Origin of the sequence: Epilithonimonas sp. UC225_85 (assembly GCF_042695135.1) — a bacterium.
Taxonomy (GTDB): Bacteria; Bacteroidota; Bacteroidia; order Flavobacteriales; family Weeksellaceae; genus Epilithonimonas.
The window spans coordinates 1,073,306-1,090,238 of the sequence record NZ_CP170547.1 but is presented as its reverse complement, the minus strand read 5'-3'; the positions used below and the strand labels follow the sequence as shown (position 1 = coordinate 1,090,238).

Annotated in this window: 17 protein-coding genes; 10 read left to right on the top strand and 7 right to left on the bottom strand. The window is 35.8% G+C overall.

Going from position 1 to position 16,933, the window contains the following annotated elements:
* Positions 1-36: 36 nt before the first annotated feature.
* The 4 genes from ACFJGY_RS05280 to tsf form a co-directional block, all read right to left on the bottom strand.
* Positions 37-219, bottom strand: a complete 183-nt coding sequence (locus ACFJGY_RS05280) for a hypothetical protein (protein WP_379968817.1) — start codon at positions 217-219, stop codon at positions 37-39.
* Positions 191-3,481 carry an IgGFc-binding protein gene (locus ACFJGY_RS05275; protein ID WP_379968815.1) on the bottom strand — a complete coding sequence of 1,097 codons (3,291 nt, stop codon included), beginning with the start codon at positions 3,479-3,481 and terminating at the stop codon, positions 191-193. The genes ACFJGY_RS05280 and ACFJGY_RS05275 overlap by 29 nt, the downstream gene beginning before the upstream one ends.
* 58 nt (positions 3,482-3,539) lie before the next feature.
* The gene (locus ACFJGY_RS05270; protein ID WP_379968813.1) at positions 3,540-5,855 is read right to left on the bottom strand and encodes a choice-of-anchor L domain-containing protein; all 2,316 of its coding nucleotides are present in this window, start codon (positions 5,853-5,855) and stop codon (positions 3,540-3,542) included.
* A 122-nt stretch (positions 5,856-5,977) separates the two neighbouring features.
* The gene (gene tsf / locus ACFJGY_RS05265; RefSeq protein WP_379968811.1) at positions 5,978-6,802 is read right to left on the bottom strand and encodes a translation elongation factor Ts; all 825 of its coding nucleotides are present in this window, start codon (positions 6,800-6,802) and stop codon (positions 5,978-5,980) included.
* Positions 6,803-7,044: 242 nt separating this feature from the next.
* Here tsf and ACFJGY_RS05260 point away from each other — a divergent pair, with 242 nt between their 5' ends.
* The 10 genes from ACFJGY_RS05260 (at position 7,045) to ACFJGY_RS05215 (ending at position 14,710) form a co-directional block, all read left to right on the top strand.
* Positions 7,045-7,611, top strand: coding sequence for a DUF6759 domain-containing protein (locus ACFJGY_RS05260; RefSeq protein ID WP_379968809.1), 567 nt, complete (start codon positions 7,045-7,047; stop codon positions 7,609-7,611).
* Between the two features lie 42 nt (positions 7,612-7,653).
* Entirely contained in the window at positions 7,654-8,418 is a 765-nt protein-coding gene (locus tag ACFJGY_RS05255) for a hypothetical protein (RefSeq protein ID WP_379968807.1), read from the top strand.
* Positions 8,419-8,480: 62 nt separating this feature from the next.
* The gene (locus tag ACFJGY_RS05250; protein ID WP_379968805.1) at positions 8,481-9,095 is read left to right on the top strand and encodes a deoxynucleoside kinase; all 615 of its coding nucleotides are present in this window, start codon (positions 8,481-8,483) and stop codon (positions 9,093-9,095) included.
* Between the two features lie 69 nt (positions 9,096-9,164).
* Complete coding sequence (locus ACFJGY_RS05245) at positions 9,165-9,515, top strand: arsenate reductase family protein (RefSeq protein ID WP_379968803.1); 351 nt, start codon at positions 9,165-9,167, stop codon at positions 9,513-9,515.
* 157 nt (positions 9,516-9,672) lie between these two features.
* Complete coding sequence (gene rpmB, locus ACFJGY_RS05240; protein WP_379968801.1) at positions 9,673-9,921, top strand: 50S ribosomal protein L28; 249 nt, start codon at positions 9,673-9,675, stop codon at positions 9,919-9,921.
* Positions 9,921-10,103, top strand: a complete 183-nt coding sequence (gene rpmG / locus ACFJGY_RS05235) for a 50S ribosomal protein L33 (protein ID WP_028123137.1) — start codon at positions 9,921-9,923, stop codon at positions 10,101-10,103. The genes rpmB and rpmG overlap by 1 nt, the downstream gene beginning before the upstream one ends.
* Positions 10,104-10,122: 19 nt before the next feature.
* Positions 10,123-10,278, top strand: a complete 156-nt coding sequence (locus tag ACFJGY_RS05230) for a DUF4295 family protein (protein ID WP_064506456.1) — start codon at positions 10,123-10,125, stop codon at positions 10,276-10,278.
* A gap of 136 nt (positions 10,279-10,414) precedes the next feature.
* Positions 10,415-11,368, top strand: coding sequence for a signal recognition particle-docking protein FtsY (ftsY, locus tag ACFJGY_RS05225; RefSeq protein WP_379968798.1), 954 nt, complete (start codon positions 10,415-10,417; stop codon positions 11,366-11,368).
* 35 nt (positions 11,369-11,403) lie between these two features.
* Positions 11,404-11,655 carry a GlsB/YeaQ/YmgE family stress response membrane protein gene (locus tag ACFJGY_RS05220; protein WP_379968796.1) on the top strand — a complete coding sequence of 84 codons (252 nt, stop codon included), beginning with the start codon at positions 11,404-11,406 and terminating at the stop codon, positions 11,653-11,655.
* Between the two features lie 124 nt (positions 11,656-11,779).
* Positions 11,780-14,710 (top strand): reprolysin-like metallopeptidase, encoded by a 2,931-nt coding sequence (locus ACFJGY_RS05215; RefSeq protein ID WP_379968794.1) that lies wholly within the window; start codon positions 11,780-11,782, stop codon positions 14,708-14,710.
* A gap of 75 nt (positions 14,711-14,785) precedes the next feature.
* Here the strand turns inward: ACFJGY_RS05215 and coaE are convergent, their stop codons facing one another.
* Genes coaE through ACFJGY_RS05200 form a run of 3 tightly spaced genes read right to left on the bottom strand, consistent with a single transcriptional unit; the run spans position 14,786 to position 16,921 of the window.
* The gene (coaE, locus tag ACFJGY_RS05210; RefSeq protein WP_379968792.1) at positions 14,786-15,409 is read right to left on the bottom strand and encodes a dephospho-CoA kinase; all 624 of its coding nucleotides are present in this window, start codon (positions 15,407-15,409) and stop codon (positions 14,786-14,788) included.
* Positions 15,410-15,412: 3 nt separating this feature from the next.
* A complete protein-coding gene (locus ACFJGY_RS05205; RefSeq protein WP_379968790.1) occupies positions 15,413-16,279 on the bottom strand; it encodes an MBL fold metallo-hydrolase in 867 nt (288 codons plus the stop codon).
* Between the two features lie 24 nt (positions 16,280-16,303).
* Positions 16,304-16,921 carry an FMN-binding negative transcriptional regulator gene (locus ACFJGY_RS05200; protein WP_379968788.1) on the bottom strand — a complete coding sequence of 206 codons (618 nt, stop codon included), beginning with the start codon at positions 16,919-16,921 and terminating at the stop codon, positions 16,304-16,306.
* Positions 16,922-16,933: the final 12 nt, after the last annotated feature.

The following is a 16,933-nucleotide window of genomic DNA, read 5'->3' as shown; positions in this document are numbered from 1 at the left end:
TGTAGAAAAAAGGTTTTTATTGCAGTACTTGTATTTTTAATTTCTATTTTTTAATAGTATCCAGCCTGTATATTTTACCGGAGAAGAATAGGCGAAATCTTTCCATTCTAAAATATACCAATAGGAAGATGTAGGCAATGCTCTTCCGTTTTGTTTACCATCCCAGATGAATTTATTGATTTTGTTACCTTCAAAGAGCCTTACTCCGTTTCGGGTCATGAATATAAAACTTGACATCAACTTTTGTATCCAGAAGTGACATATTCAGAACATCATTATAACCATCACCATTAGGAGTGAGAACGTTATAAATTTCAATGATTGTAAATTCTGTTATATAAGGTTTGCAATCGTCTTTCGAAACAACATAAGCTTTGTGGTAACCCGGCGATACATTGGTAAAGACATTTGAAGCCTGATAATTGATCCCATCCAAGCTGTAGAGATAAGGCGGATTACCCTTTATCGCTTTGATTGTCACTGTATTATTCTGAATTAGTATTTCCGAAATCTCTGGTAATTCTACAGAAGTTATCTTTACTTTCTGGGTAAATGTACAGCCGTTGAAAGCCGTCAGAATTACAAAATAATTACCTAATCCTATATTCTCCAAAGTCTGATTTTTACTCAGTGATTTAGTAGTATCTAACTCATTATACCAATCATATTTCCAAAAACCTTGGCCGGCATCCAAAGTTGTCACTTTTTCCGGACATATCTGTTTATCTAATAAAACAGTAGATTTTTGGGGAATTTTGATTTTTAAAGTAAGCTCTACCAATCTGTCACAAACACCGGCTTCAAATAATCTTATGTACAATAACTGCTGGTTATTTACCTGGATTTCTGTAATATGATTAGAAGCGTTATTTTGAGCATCAATCTTATTAATATAAAATTTTGAAGTCACTGCAGCATCTGTTGTAAAAATCTTTTTGTAATCATCAAGATTTTGTACCAGCTTTTTATTGTCAAAATCATCATCACAGATTTCTGTAGTATCGGCAAGTGTGTAAACGTTTACTTTGGAGCCAATTTTAAAAGTGATTGGGAACATAGTTGGTGTACACCCATCCGGCGATTCTACTTTCATATAAACTACTGTATTCGCAGAATATGACCAATTATTTGGCAGCTCAGTTGTAGCAGAAGAATTACTGTAATATTTTACATTTTTGAAAAAAGCATGATTTTTCAGAAAGCTATTTGTGAGCTTATCCAATTCCACATTTATTTTCCCTTCAAATTTGGAATCACAAACCTCGTAAGTATCAGTAAATAATTCTGGCGTCAGAAAAAATCTGAGTTCTATTTTTACTACTTTCTCACAGCCGGAACTTTTTAATTTGACATAAACAAAACCTTCTTCCGAGATATATTTGTCAAGGCTTGCAGTTGGTATGAGATTAAGCCCTGTGTCATTATCTGCATCAAACTGGGTTTTGTAATATTTTTTTTGAGTGACAGAAGGATCTGCTGTAATGTTTGCTTTGGTCAGATCAAACTGGGCCTGGGTTGCATTTATTTTACATTTGATAAGTGTGGCATCATTTGCAATGATATTGATATAGACTGTAACCTTCACCTCTTCGCAATCCGGAAGTGTAGAGACGCCACAAACGTTGTATTTAAAAGTATCAATTCCAGAAGCTCCTGAAACAGGTGTGTAATTAAAAATTTGATTTATTTTATCAATATTTAGATTCCCTTTTGTAGGCTGTTCAATTACATTAACGCTATTCCAATCTGTCGCTTGTCCACTGTTTGAAAGGGTGGGATTTATCGAAACAGAATTGTTGCAGCTGGCTACATTCAATGTGGAAATTGTTGTACAATTCAACAATTTGAATTCCGGGGTTGTTACCTTAGGACAAACACTTCTCTTGACTTCTACAGTATAAACTCCGGGTTTGGTTGGTTTATAAAAATAAGTGGTTGCACCAGATATTGGCTCAGGAAGTCCTGTCACTTCATTTCTTATAAACCACTGGTAGTAATCATAACCTGATGGTAACTCCAATATCACATCGCCGATACAAACGCCTTGTTTTTTAGAAATAAAAGGAACAGCAGAAAATCCGGCAAAATATCCGGCATATCCAACAGCATTTCCGTCACCACCTGCGAGACCAACATTGACAGCTTTATCAGATTCTACTGTAACATTTCCTTTAACATCCGGAACAGAATAAGTTTCCCAAGTGCTGTTGCCTTCCAAAGCAAAGGGTCCATATCCCATAGCAGGATTCAGATAAGTGCCATTGAAGGTGACTTTTGCTCCTTTTTCTGCGATAATATTAAGTTTCACAGTAAGTGTAGCAACACCATTAGGATTCAGTTGATCTACAAATCCTATTTCATCAATTTTCCTTGGAAGATAGCAGCCCAGAGGTGGGATCAGATTCATACTGCCGGTTACCGGACTACCAATAACTCCACCTAAAACCTGGTATACATAAACGTTTTCCGATGTTTTGATAGAAAGATTATAATGGTCTGCATCTTTCTTTGCATAATAAGTGTCCGGAACAAAGTAATATTCTCCTTCATTGATCGTTTTAACGGGCGTTCCAGAATTATTTATGTAGATATTGGTATTATTTTTCGTGGCAACAATGATAGCCCTTTCCATGCCATTATTTGTAATATCATCACCGGTTCCGGTAATGATTCCCATACCGCTTATGAGCCCAAATTCGTTTCCAAGATTCTGTACAGGTACCGATTGATCCATTAAGATATCAGAACCGTCGCCACCCACAACATATTGCCCGTTAAAATTACCATTTGTCATGGATATTGGCTTGTCAGCCACTATTTTAGTCCCGATGAAACCGTCTCTGTTACCTGTAATAATACCTCTGCCATCTATAATATAGGATTGTCCTTTATTAAGTTTGAAAGTAAGAGGTGGATTGGAAGTCGTACCATTTGTAAAAGTAAGGGGTTTATTAAATTTATTAATAGTAACTGTCGTATTGTCTTCTGTCGCTATGACACTTGCCTGGAAACCACTATTATCAATATTAGGTGCAGTGCTGCTAATCCTTAATGGGGCAACGACCGTATAAAATTCTTTTCCCAATGCTGCTGCACCTTTGGAAGGAACAATCTCTGCGTGATTTTCCATCCCGATCCTCAGGTTTGCATAGAATCGTTTTTCTGCTTTTACATTCAGTCCCATATTTATGGGTGTAAAAAGTGCATTTTTATTATTGTTATTCACAATAAGAAATTGTCTGGGAATAAACAGATAATCCGGATTTCCTTTGCTGATGGTGGTTCGGTTTATAAGTTTATTATTACTATAAACATCGACAGTAAAAGGCGTGGTCTCGTCTGTAGAAAGATATAGATATTGATATGGGCCTGAATTAATCTGCCCGTCATACATCGCGGCAAACCAATGATCTGTATCCAGCTGAGCAAATATCTTTGTATAACAAATAAGTATAAAAAGGAGCAGTAAAATTTTCTTCATCTATCAAGCAATTAGTTTTTTGCAAATGTAGACAAAATGGAATGTATAAGATATATTATTAATTTCTATTTTTTAATAGTATCCAGCCCGATAGTTGAGTCCTTTTAGTGTTTACAGATTCATTCCATTCCAAAATATACCAATATGATGATGTCGGCAATATCCTGCCGTTGAATGTCCCATTCCAGATAAACTGATTATTAGTATCCCCTTTAAAAACTAATATGCCATATCTGTCATAGACTTCAAATCTTGGCTCTGATTTTCCTAAAAGTGAAGAATAATCAACAAAATCGTTGACCCCGTCATTATTTGGAGTGATGGCATTCTGAATATTGATTAATGTAAAATCTTTAGTAATAATGGAACAACCATCTGCGCCCTGAACATAAACCGTATGAGTTCCCAGTTGTACATTGGTAAAAATATTTGATGTTTGATAAACTCCTTTGTCTAAAGCATATCTGTAAGGTTTGGTACCTCCGGAAGCCAAGACGGTAATCGTAGTGCCTTCGATCAAAATATTATCTATCACGGGATCTTCTGCTTCTGATACTTTTACAAATTGCTGATAAACACAACCATTGAATGTTAATTTGACCCAATAATCGCCCGCCGGAACATTTGCAATAGATTGCGTTTTTGCACCCGTGTTCCATTCATAAGCTGTAAAACCGGATCCAGCATCCAGTGTTGTAGTTGTATTTTTACAGATGGTCTGATCCTTAAGTATTGTAGATTTTTTTGGCTGTTTGAAGTTGAATTTTATCTCTTTATAATTAGGACAATTTCCTGACTTATCAATCCTTATGTAAAAAGTTTTATTGGAATTAATAGTTTGTAAACTTGGTATTGTAGAATTGCCTCCTGCTCTTGCCTGCGCTTCTGTCGCAAAGTAAGTTGCTGTAACACCGGTTTCATTGGTAATTAATGATATATAATCTGCCAAATTAAAATCCTGGCTTCCGCTGATATCATCATCACAAATATCATAAACAGGAATAGAATTAACTGTAAGTTTGGTTCCAAAATAGAACTGAACAGGATAAATATCCGGAGTACAAGAGTAAGTTCCAACCCTTGCATATAAAGTCTGAGGATTTTGAGTAAAAACAAATTCTGAATCTGGAAGTGCCGGTCCAGAAGGGGTTAGAGAATATTCAACATTAAAAACACCAGGTTCATAATTCCGGACAATTTGCCTGTCAAAATTTGACAATACAGCCGAATAAGTGCCATTAAAATCATAGTCACAGACCAATATCGGAGAACTATCGATTTGAGCAACCGGTGCTTTCTCAATCTTGACATTTCCTGCTAATCTGCAGCCACTTCCTAAAACTACATTCACACTGAAATTGCCCTCATCATTTATCACATCATAATAACTTTGGCTTAGAGGAATACCTGTAATTGGCTGCCCGTCTTTGAACCAGAAATATTGTGCAGATGGATCGTTAAGTGCCGGATTTGGTTGTATCCTGTACGGTGTATTTTTGCAAAGCGGATCAGCATTATCTAGTGTAAGATCATTTCCGATATTGATATTTCCAGTAAAACTACCGGCTTTCAGAAAAACTGCAGAATCATAAAGTCCTCTGGAGTCACCGTGATCTGCAATCACCAATTTGATATGATACTTTACTCCTTTTTGAACTGTGGTAATTGCTTTCAGGACTTTGGTTTGTCCATTGAAATTAGTTGAGTTAACAGTACCGTTAAAACCTCCAAAATAATCAATATTACGAGGGCAATTAGTTGCTCCATTTATTGACAGAGATGTTACAGGCGTATTAGTTCCTGGTACAAGAGCGATATTCTGGTAAGGATCTGTAGTATTTGCTTTCTTAATCAAAAAAGCAAATGCATCCGAATATTGGCAATTGCTAGGTCTGTATTCTTCTGATAAAAACATATAATCAAAGCTGATCTTATCGCTTTGCAGAGATTCAAAATCAAACTCTAAAGATGTTGCATTCAGAATATTATCGGTTGGCAGGCCGGATTGGGTAAGTATAGCGATTAAATCCTGATCACCCTGCCAGTTAGAATCATAATTGCTCTGCAACGGACCATTGGGACCAGCTGCTTCTAAAGCTTTCCCTGTGGATAATATAATACCTTCATCAATATCAAAGACACTTCCGTTTCTGTCAAAATAGCCATAGCTGAGATCGGTACCTCCAAAATTCCAACCGGAAACTGAAACATTTGAAACAGTAATACAACTTGCATTTTGTGCACCAATGAATTTGGTTACCAGATCCTGAGCATTCAAACTTGTATCTACAGATATATTCTGAGCCTGAGAATAATTAATAAAAATCAAGCTTACGCAACAAAGTAAAAACCGGAAAAATTTATAATGTTTCATTTAACATAATAGAGGTGCAAATTTAATTCATTTTTATTTTTAAAAACTCATTATATTATGTTAAATAAAAAATCCTGCCGTAAAATTACAGCAGGATATAATTTATTTATGAAGATATCAGATTAAGCAAGAGCAACTCTTACGAATCCTGTTACTTTAAGATCTCCGTTTACAGATTTTACATAGTCTGCAACAGTTTGGTTAGCATCCTTGATGAAAGACTGGTGTACCAAAGTATTGTCTTTATAGAATCTCTGCATTTTACCTTTCAGGATATTATCAATGATATTAGCAGGTTTTCCTTCTTTTACCAATAATTCTCTTTCGATTTCCAATTCTTTGTCAATTGTTTCCTGAGAAACCTGAGTCTCGTCAAGAGCAATTGGGTTCATGGCAGCTACCTGCATAGAAACAGATTTTGCAGCTTCATCAGCGCCATCTACTTTTGCAGAAAGAGAAGTGATTGCAGCAATTTTGTTTCCGGCGTGGATATAAGCTCCAAGAAAAGCACCCTGAATGCTTTCAAAAGCACCAATCTCGATTTTTTCTCCGATAACTCCAGTTTGCTGGATCAATTTTTCAGCAACAGTCTGTCCGTGGAAATCAGAAGCCAAAAATTCTTCTTTGTTAGAATATGCTAGAGCCTGCTCAGCCAATTCGTAAGCCAATTCTACGAAAGAGTCATTCTTCGCCACGAAATCAGTTTCGCAGTTCAAAGAAATCACAGCTCCAAGAGTGTTATCTTCGTTTACTCTTGCGATAACTGCACCTTCAGAAGATTCTCTGTCCGCTCTGTTAGCAGCAACTTTCTGACCTTTTTTTCTAAGGATATCAATTGCTTTTTCGAAATCTCCCTCAGCTTCTGTTAAAGCTTTTTTGCAGTCCATCATTCCTGCACCTGTTGTGTTTCTTAGTTTTGCTACATCTGCAGCTACTGGTGTATACATAATGAAATTATTTTTGATTTAATTTGTTTTGATTTTCGTCCCCCATGTTTTCAGCGTGCAAATATAGTGATTTTTATAAAAAAATAATACACTTAATTATTGTTAAATAAAATACAATTCTGAGAATGTTTTTGGAATTTAGTTGATAATATAAATATTTATTTAACTAAAAATTCTTACAATTTCACAAGATTTAATTTATTTTTACGTTTAAAATTAAAACGCACCTTAGATATTATATAATGAAGAAGTTATTTTTACTTTTATTTTTTCTGATTTCAATGATTGCTTTTTCACAAGTCAGTGTTTTTGAAGCCAAAAAAACTACAGACAGAGCAGTTGTAGAAAAATTCATCCGGGACAATCCCAATCATCCAGCCGTCCCGGAACTGAAACAAAGAGCCTTGTCTCTTAAATATGCAGGAAATTCCCAAATTGCAAAGCCGACCATAACCCAGATGACGGAAAAAAAGATCGAAAAAACATCTACCGTTGGGACAACTGCCGCAAAAGGCCAGCCGTCTGAACAGGCAAAAAATACAGCTGCAATGCTTACAAATCTTTTTAACAACGACCCAAATAAAAAAGAAGTAATCATCCAGTTTGTAAACAAAGCGAAATGCATTCTCGTTATAAAAATAAGTGGAAAAAAATTCTATAACCTCACTGTTCCTGCTAATGGGCAGAATTACATCCTGGTTGAAAAAGGGAACTACACAGTCTCAACATCTATTTGCGATGCGATTTATAATCAAAACAAAGCCTTTACAAAAGATGTTATTATTACGTTGAATGGTGGTAAAAAATAAAATCCGACCTCAACAATTGAACATTAATTTTAAATCTCATTATTGAAATTATTACGACTCATATTAATATTAAGTTCAACCTTGTTTTTTTCTCAGAAGAAAATCAGTTTAGATTCTTTACAGACAAAGGATGTACAGGAACTTTTAGGTGATGATTATGGCAGCATATATTTATATAAAAATAAGGATCTTAGTTTTACTAAATATGATTCGGTAGGAACGCAGCTCGGCAAGGTAATGCTGACTTTTCCGTATAAGATCCAAAGCGTGACCAATCCGCTTAATATCGTAATGTTTTCTGAAAACGCTCAGGAAATCAAATTTCTGGATCAGAACCTTAATGAGATTCAGAAAATAAACCTCAGTTCCACTTTTGGCTTTATAAAAGCTGTTTACGCGGAAGATCTGCAATATGCCTGGATGATCGATGAAAGCAACAAAACGCTGATTCAATATAATTTCCGAAGCAATTCCACGATCAGCTCTTTTCCTTTTAACATCAACCTGCAATCGCTGAAGGATTTTTTAGTCTATAATAATAGGATTTATATTCTTCGAGAAAATACTTTTGAGGTTTACAATACAAAAGCGACTCTACTCTATTCTACAGACATTGACAATGCGAGAAAACTCCGCAGAATCAACGATGATGTTTTGATATTTGGAAGCCAGACAATCAAAAAATTCGATGGAAAAACTTTATCTGAAATCTTCAAAAATGAAAGCGCAAAAATTGTGGATAAAAATAATGCCGGATTTTTGGCTCTCATAAAAGACAAGCTTTATCTTTACAAATTAAAAGATTGATGATTCGAAAATCATTTGTAATTTTTTAATCTCTTAATTTTTTAATCATTTAATTAATAAGAATGCATATCGCTGTTACAGGAAATATTGGTGCCGGAAAAACTACGCTTACCACAATGTTGTCAAAACATTATAATTGGGAAGCACAATTTGAAGATGTAGATCACAATCCTTACCTGGATGATTTTTATGGCGATATGTCAAAATGGAGTTTTGCACTTCAGATCTACTTCCTGGGAAGCAGATTCCGACAGGTGAAGGAGATCCGCGAGAGTGGAAAAAATGTGATACAGGACAGAACGATCTATGAAGACGCTCACATTTTTGCAGAAAATCTAGCTGAGATGAATCTCCTTTCCGAGCGAGATTTTAAGAATTATTTATCAGTTTTTACTTTGATGAAAGACTTCGTTTCGGCACCGGATTTGCTAATCTACCTTCGGGCAGATGTGCCAACTTTGGTGAGACAAATTTCCAAAAGAGGCAGAGAATATGAGGCCGGAATCAGTATAGATTATCTGTCAAAACTAAACAACAAATATCAAAGCTGGATAGAAAATTACAAAGAGGGAAAACTTCTCATCATAGATGTTGACAACCTTGATTTTGTGGAAAAGCCAGAAGATTTTGGTTATATATTAGAAAGAATTGATGCAGAGCTGAACGGTTTGTTTTAAATTATTTTTGGCGAAATAATTGTACAAATCTCAAAGAATAAAATCGCCAAATTTTAATTTTAAAGCATCATGATAAAAGTAATTCACAACAACAGCTGTCCAAAATCCAAAGCAATTTTGGAATATCTGGATGAGAATGATATCAAATTTCAGATTATTGATATCAAAAAAGATCCGCTTAGTCTTTTTGAATTGAGAACATTATTCAAAAAACTGAATAAGAATCCTAGCAGAATTCTGAGACATTCTACAGAACTTTACAAAAAATATTTCTCGGAATCAGAAACTGTAAATGATGAGCAGGCTCTCGAAGTAATAGCTTTAAATCCTGAACTGATACAATGCCCTATTCTTATCAAAGGGAAGGTCGCAATGCCGGGAAATCCTCTGGAAAATGTCAAATTCTTTATAGAAAATTAAGATTAGAATATATATACAGTGACACACGTGGAATATTAATTATCAAATATTTCACGTGTGTTTTTTTATGAATTATTTTCAAAATAATTTGTCTATCCGGAAAATATTCCTTTATTTTGCACTCTCAAATATTCATTAGTCAAAAGAACATCGAGATATGTCAAGAATTTGCCAAATAACAGGTAAGCGTGCAATGGTAGGAAACAATGTTTCCCACGCTAATAACAAAACGAAAAGACGTTTTGAAATTAATTTACTAGAGAAGAAATTTTTTCTTCCTGAGCAGGATAAACACGTTACTTTAAAAGTAACTGCTCACGGATTGAGAATTATCAACAAGATTGGTATAGAGGAAGCGCTTGAAAGAGCTACTAGAAACGGATTTATTAAAAACACTACTAAGTAATGGCTAAAAAAGGTAACAGAGTTCAGGTAATTCTAGAATGTACTGAGCACAGAGAAAGCGGAGTAGCAGGAATGTCAAGATACATTACTACAAAAAATAAAAAGAACACAACAGAAAGATTGGAGCTTAAAAAATTCAATCCGGTTCTTAAGAAATATACTGTTCACAAAGAGATTAAGTAATTTATAAAAATATTTTACAATGGCAAAAAAAGTAGTAGCAACACTTCAAGGTGGTGCTGGATCAAAAAAAATGACCAAAGTTATCAAAATGGTGAAGTCTTCTAAATCAGAAGCTTACGTTTTTGAAGAAAAAGTAATGAACGCTGACGAAGTTGAAGCTTATCTTAAAAAATAATCATTCAACCGAATACAATATAGAAAACTACTCTTTTTCAGGGTAGTTTTTTTGTTATATTTGATGCTGGATTTTGGACAACAAAAATCATTCATAAATGTCTAAATTCTAACAATCTAAATTCTAAAATCTAACTATGAGTTGGTTTAAAAAAATATTCAAAAAAGAAGATAAAGAAACACTTGACAAAGGATTGGAAAAATCCAGCCAGGGGTTTTTTGATAAAATATCCAGAGCTGTTGTAGGTAAAAATACAGTAGATGATGAAGTCCTCGATGATCTTGAAGAAGTTCTTATTGCCTCAGATGTTGGCGCAGAAACAACAATCAAGATCATAAAAAGAATAGAGGAACGTGTAGCAAGAGACAAATATGTGAATGTAAGCGAACTGGATGATATTCTGCGTGAAGAGATCTCCGGACTTTTATTGGAGAATCCACATCTTGATACAGACAACATCGACACAAGCAAAAAACCTTATGTGATAATGGTTGTAGGTGTGAATGGTGTTGGGAAGACCACCACGATTGGTAAACTGGCTCATCAGTTCAAATCACAAGGATTAAAAGTTGTTTTAGGAGCTGCAGACACATTCCGTGCTGCCGCGGTAGATCAATTGGTGATCTGGAGCGAGAGAGTTGGTGTACCGATTGTAAAGCAAGAGATGGGATCTGATCCTGCTTCTGTTGCATTCGATACCGTCCAGTCAGCAGTTGCTCAGGATGCCGATGTTGTCATCATTGATACTGCAGGAAGATTACACAACAAGATAAACCTGATGAACGAACTTTCCAAGATAAAACGAGTGATGCAAAAGGTAATCCCTGATGCACCTCACGAAGTTCTTTTGGTTTTAGATGGTTCTACCGGACAGAATGCATTTGAGCAGGCAAAACAATTTACTGCGGCTACAGAAGTTACTGCTCTGGCTGTTACAAAGTTAGACGGAACGGCAAAAGGAGGTGTTGTTATTGGCATATCCGATCAGTTTCAAATCCCTGTAAAATATATCGGTGTGGGCGAAAAAATGCAGGATCTCCAAATTTTTAATGGCATGGAATTTGTAAACTCATTCTTCAGAAAGAGATAAACAAATTACATTATTAACATTAAAAAATTTAAACTATGGGTATTTTAACTTGGATTATTTTCGGTCTTATCGCCGGAGCAATCGCAAAAGCCATACATCCTGGGAATGACCCTGGAGGTTGGGTAGTAACAATTATTATCGGGATTTTAGGTGCTATGTTGGGAGGCTGGCTTGGTTCTATGCTTTTGGGCGTAGATGTAACCGGATTCAATTTTTCCAGCTTTTTAGTAGCAATCGGAGGTTCTGTTCTATTACTATTCTTATATAGGATGGTCACGAATAAATAAATTTAATTTTATAATTAATTTATAGCATTAAAATAATTATTGAAAATGCGTCAGAAAAACTGACGCATTTTTGCGTTTTAATCTCAAAAAAACCACTATATTTGAATTAAAATTATTTAAAAGTATGAAGAAAATCTTTACTACTCTGTTTTCATTCGGAATGATGACTACCGTTTTCGCACAATGGAGTCAAAGTTCTATGAAAGGAGAAAAATTGCGTGAAACGAAGGTCACAAACTATTATTCTTTGGACCTAAATGCTATTAGATCCCAGCTTTCTCAAGCTCAGCCAACAGGAAAAACCAGTAAACCTGTCATCATTAATCTGCCTACACTGGATGGTAAAATAGAAAAATTTGCCGTCTATAGCCTACCTGTTGTAGAAAAAGCTATGGCAGACCGTTATCAATTAGGTTCTTATGCCGGAGTAAAAGTTGATGACCCAACGGTTTATGTGAGATTTAGTGTATCTCCTTATGACTTACAGTCTATGATGTTCAGAGATGGAAAATATGAATTCATCGAGCCTCAAAACAAAGAAAAAACGGTTTACGGTGTTTTCCCAAAAACAAATAAACCTTCATCAGGAAAAGCTTTCGAATGCCAGACATCAGAAACCTTGTTGAGTAAAAAGCAAATGGAAGCTTTGGCCAATTCGACAGACTTTACCCATAATGTTTCAGATTTCAGCAAAGCGAATGATAAGAAATACAGAACTTACAGACTGGCAATCTCAGTAACCGGAGAGTACACCACCTATTTTGGAGGTGTTAGTCAGGCAGCAGCTGCTATCAATGCTACTATGACAAGAGTGAATGGTGTTTTTGAAAAAGATTTTGCCATTCACATGAATGTTCTGGATTTACCTCAATTAATTTATACAAACGCTTCTACAGATCCTTACTCAGATGCAGCAACTGGAGCAGGCGGCGCATGGAATCTTGAAGTTCAAAAAACTTTGACATCAGTCATTGGTAATGCAGCTTATGATATCGGACACTTATTCGGAAGATCCGGAGGTGGAGGTAGCGCAGGAGACGTAGGAAATGTATGTAGAAATCCAGCAAGTACTTCTGATGATACATCAAAAGGATCAGGATTTACTTCTCCTGGAACAGGCGGACCGGAAGGTGACAATTTCGATATCGATTATGTTGCTCACGAGATGGGTCATCAGTTTGGAGCAGACCACACGTTTTCACACGGCATCCAGTCTTCACCTAATAATTCAGCTCAGATGGAACCGGGATCAGGTTCTACAATTATGGGATATGCAGGAATTACAAGTGCGGATGTACAACCACATTCCGACGCTTATTTTCATGTAAGAAGTATAGAACAGGTTCAGACTTATGCAAATGCACAAAGTTGTGATGTCAATACAGTAATTGCCAATAACCCACCAGTTGTAGCAGCATTAGTTAACAAAACGATTCCTAAAGGAACTGCATTTGTTCTTACAGCTTCAGCAACTGATGCTGAGGGTGATCCATTAACTTACAATTGGGAAGAATATGATGTGGCTACATCTGCTATTACCACTGTAACAGGAAATAATACAGCTGGTCCAAAGTTCAGATCACTTAACAGTACAACCTTACCATACAGATACTTCCCTAAGCTAAGTAATGTTTTAGCTGGTACGTTGTCAAGTGCAACAGATTGGGAAGCTGTATCTAATGTTGCCAGAACGTTGAATTTCCGCGTAACGGTAAGAGACAATAATGCAGATGTTACAAAACAACAGACTCAGATCGGTTCTCAGGTAATTACTGTTGGCGCTGCCGGACCATTTAAAGTAAACTCAACAAAGGTTTATAATAATGCTCCGGGTGCATTTACTTGGGACGCTGTAGGAACAACTGCTGCTCCTTATAATGTAACTAATGTTAAAATAGATTATACTACAGATAACGGAACGACCTGGACTGTACTTGCTGCTTCTACTCCAAATGACGGAACAGAAAACCTGAGCTTTACAGGAATACCTACTAATACTGTTATTACTATAAGAGTATCTGCAATTGATAACGTTTTCTACGCTGTTGGTAAAGTAACAGTTTCTGCAATGGTAAGCTGTGACGGAACTGCTCCGGCCGGCTTAGTAACCTCTGCTATTACACAGACAAGCGCAAAAGTTGACTGGGATGCTATCGCCAATGCAACATATACTTTAAGATATAAAAAAGCAACCGATGCAACCTGGACTCAGGTAAACAATCTTTCGACTAATACTTATACCATTACCACATTAGAAGAGGATACAAATTACAATGTGGAAGTTGCTGCAGTTTGTAGTGGAACTACAGGTTCTTATGCAACTCAGAATTTCAAAACATTAGGACTTGTATATTGTACAGTTGCATCTACTGATGCGACAGATGAATATATTTCAAAAGTTGTAGTAACTCCTGCAAACGGTGGTACAGTAATGACGAATACTTCCGGAGCTAGTAATTATACCAACTACAGTGCAGATAATACCAAAGTAGCTCAGTTAGTTAAAGGATCTACCGGAAATACCGTAGCAGTTACAAAAGCCTGGACAGGAACAACTTACAGCGAAGCAGTTGCAGTCTGGATTGATTTTAACAGAAACGGAACCTATGAAGATTCTGAAAAAGTTATGACAAGCGCAGCCAGTACAACAGCAACAGTTTCTGCAACATTTGCAGTTCCTGCGACAGCTTACACTGGTGATAAAACGGTTGGGATGAGAGTTATCATGAGATACTCTACAGCTCCTACAGGACCTTGTGCAGCATACACTTATGGTGAAGTAGAAGATTACGCTGTGAAAATTTCAGAAACGCTTGCAGTATCTGATGTTAAGAAAAACAACATCAGTGTTTATCCAAATCCTGCAGTCGATGTGATCAACATTTCTAATGTTTCTTCTAAAACCAAATTTGAAATCTACAGCGTTGGAGGTCAATTGGTAAACCAAGGAACTACTGACGGAAAAGTAAATGTTTCTAAATTGACAAAAGGTGTTTACATCTTATCAATAGAATCTAACGGTGAGAAATCTCAAACTAAATTCATCAAGAATTAAGATTAAGATCTCAAATCAATAAAAGAAATCCCCGAAATAATTTTCGGGGATTTTTATTTTAAATAATGAAAGAAATTAAACCAATTGATCTAGAAAGCGATCTGTTTCGATTATGAGATCATCCCGGTCAGAATTATTATAAATCACATAATCTGCCAGTTTGATCTTATCTTTTTCCGGCATTTGCTTTTGGATGATTGTTTCTATTTCTCTGTAAGTTTTATCGTCTCTGTCCATCGTTCTTTTGATTCTCAAATTATCATCTGCTGTAACCAAAAGGGATTTGTAACATTGTTCATTCAGTTTAAGTTCAAACAGTAGTGCTGTTTCCTTAAAGACAAATTCTGAAGTCTGAGCAGAAACCCATTTTTCAAAATCGATTTTAACAGCTGGATGAATCAAATGATTCAGTTGATCCAAAAGTCCGGCATCATTGAAAACTTTCCCGGCAACATATTTTCTGTTGTAGATTCCGTCTAAGTAAGCTTCATCTCCCAAAAGTGAAATGATGTGATCCTTTAATTCAGGATCTTGATTGACAATATTTTTTGCCCGATCGTCCGAATAGTAAACTGGAAAGCCTTTTTGTTCCAATATTTTTGCCACTGAGGTTTTTCCGGAACCAATTCCGCCTGTCAAACCAATGATCCTGGGAGGAGGGATATCTTCCTGATTTTGATTTATATCTTTTATGTCCATAATTTAATATCCAAAAACTTCATTAAAACTAAATGTCTGATCCAGCTTCACGCCTCTTTCTGTCATCTTCAGACTTGCCAGTTCGTTGTGTGCATCGTGTTCGAAAAACAAAAGGTAGTCATTATCCACGCATTGTTTTAAGAATTTTCCTTTCTCTTCCATCGTCAGCATCGGTCTTGTATCATAACCCATCACATAAACCTGCGGAATATGACCAGCCGTCGGAATAAGATCGGCTGCAAAAACAATTGTTTTTTCCTGATATTGAAGAACAGGCAGCATTTGCTTTTCCGTATGTCCGTCCACGAAAATCACATCCATTTTCAAGTCTGGCGCAAAGCCATAATTTCCTGTAGATGGTAATGGTAAAAAATTCAAATGTCCGCTTTCTTCAATAGGAAAAATATTTTCTTTCAGGAAGCTGGCTTTTTCTCTCGGATTTGGTTCTGTTGCCCATTTCCAATGATTTTGGTTGGTCCAGAAATGTGCATTTTTGAAAGCCGGTCTGTAACCTGTTCTATCATCATTCCATTCTACTGCACCGCCACAATGGTCAAAATGAAGATGCGTCAAAAAAACATCTGTAATATCATCCTTCACAAAACCGAATTTCTTCAAATTCCTATCCAAAGAATCATCTCCCCAGAGCGAATAATGTCCGAAGAATTTTTCGTCCTGCTTGTCTCCAAGTCCACAATCGATTAGAATTAATTTTTTACCATCTTCTACAAGCAGAGAACGCGTTCCTAATTCGATGAGGTTTTTTTCGTCAGCCGGATTTGTTTTTTCCCAAAGCGTTTTCGGGACTACGCCAAACATTGCGCCGCCGTCCAGTTTAAATTTCCCGCATTGGATTGGATAGAGTTTCATAAATATTTATATTTTGAACAAATGTTAAATCAAACTTCGATTTTTCTTCATCAGCTCTGCAATTTTTTTTTCGTTGGCAGAATCTGATTGCCCTAAATTAAGAATAATATTTTCAAAATCAAATTCATTTCGGTTTTGACTTAGTTTATTAGCAATAAAAATTTCTGTCGGATAAATATTAATTCCGAAAGCGCCTTTCATTTCCTTTCTTACCATCTCTTCACCTATAGTTTCCACAAACATGGGACATTTCTGAATTTTTTCAAACTTAAAAGTCAGTTTTGTCAAATGCTGGTATAATTCTTCATCGGTCATCAATTTCACTTTTCCACGGATTTGAACTGCTTCGTAATTCCAGGTAGAAACATTGGTTTTCTCATACCAAGACGACGAAATATAAGAATGTGCGCCCAAAAAATCGCACAAAACCTCATCACCATCTTTCAAAACCTTGGCTTGGAAATTTGCTTTAGAAATATGAGTTTCAACATAAAAATTATCTTCCTTTTCATTCAGCAAAAACATGGAGTGTGTTGCCGATAATCTTTGTTTATCCGAAATTAAAAGCGCAAACGCATTTTCACTGATGATTTTTTTCATCAATTCCTGATCTTCGCTTTTGTATATTTTAGGAATAAACATTTATGATGTATT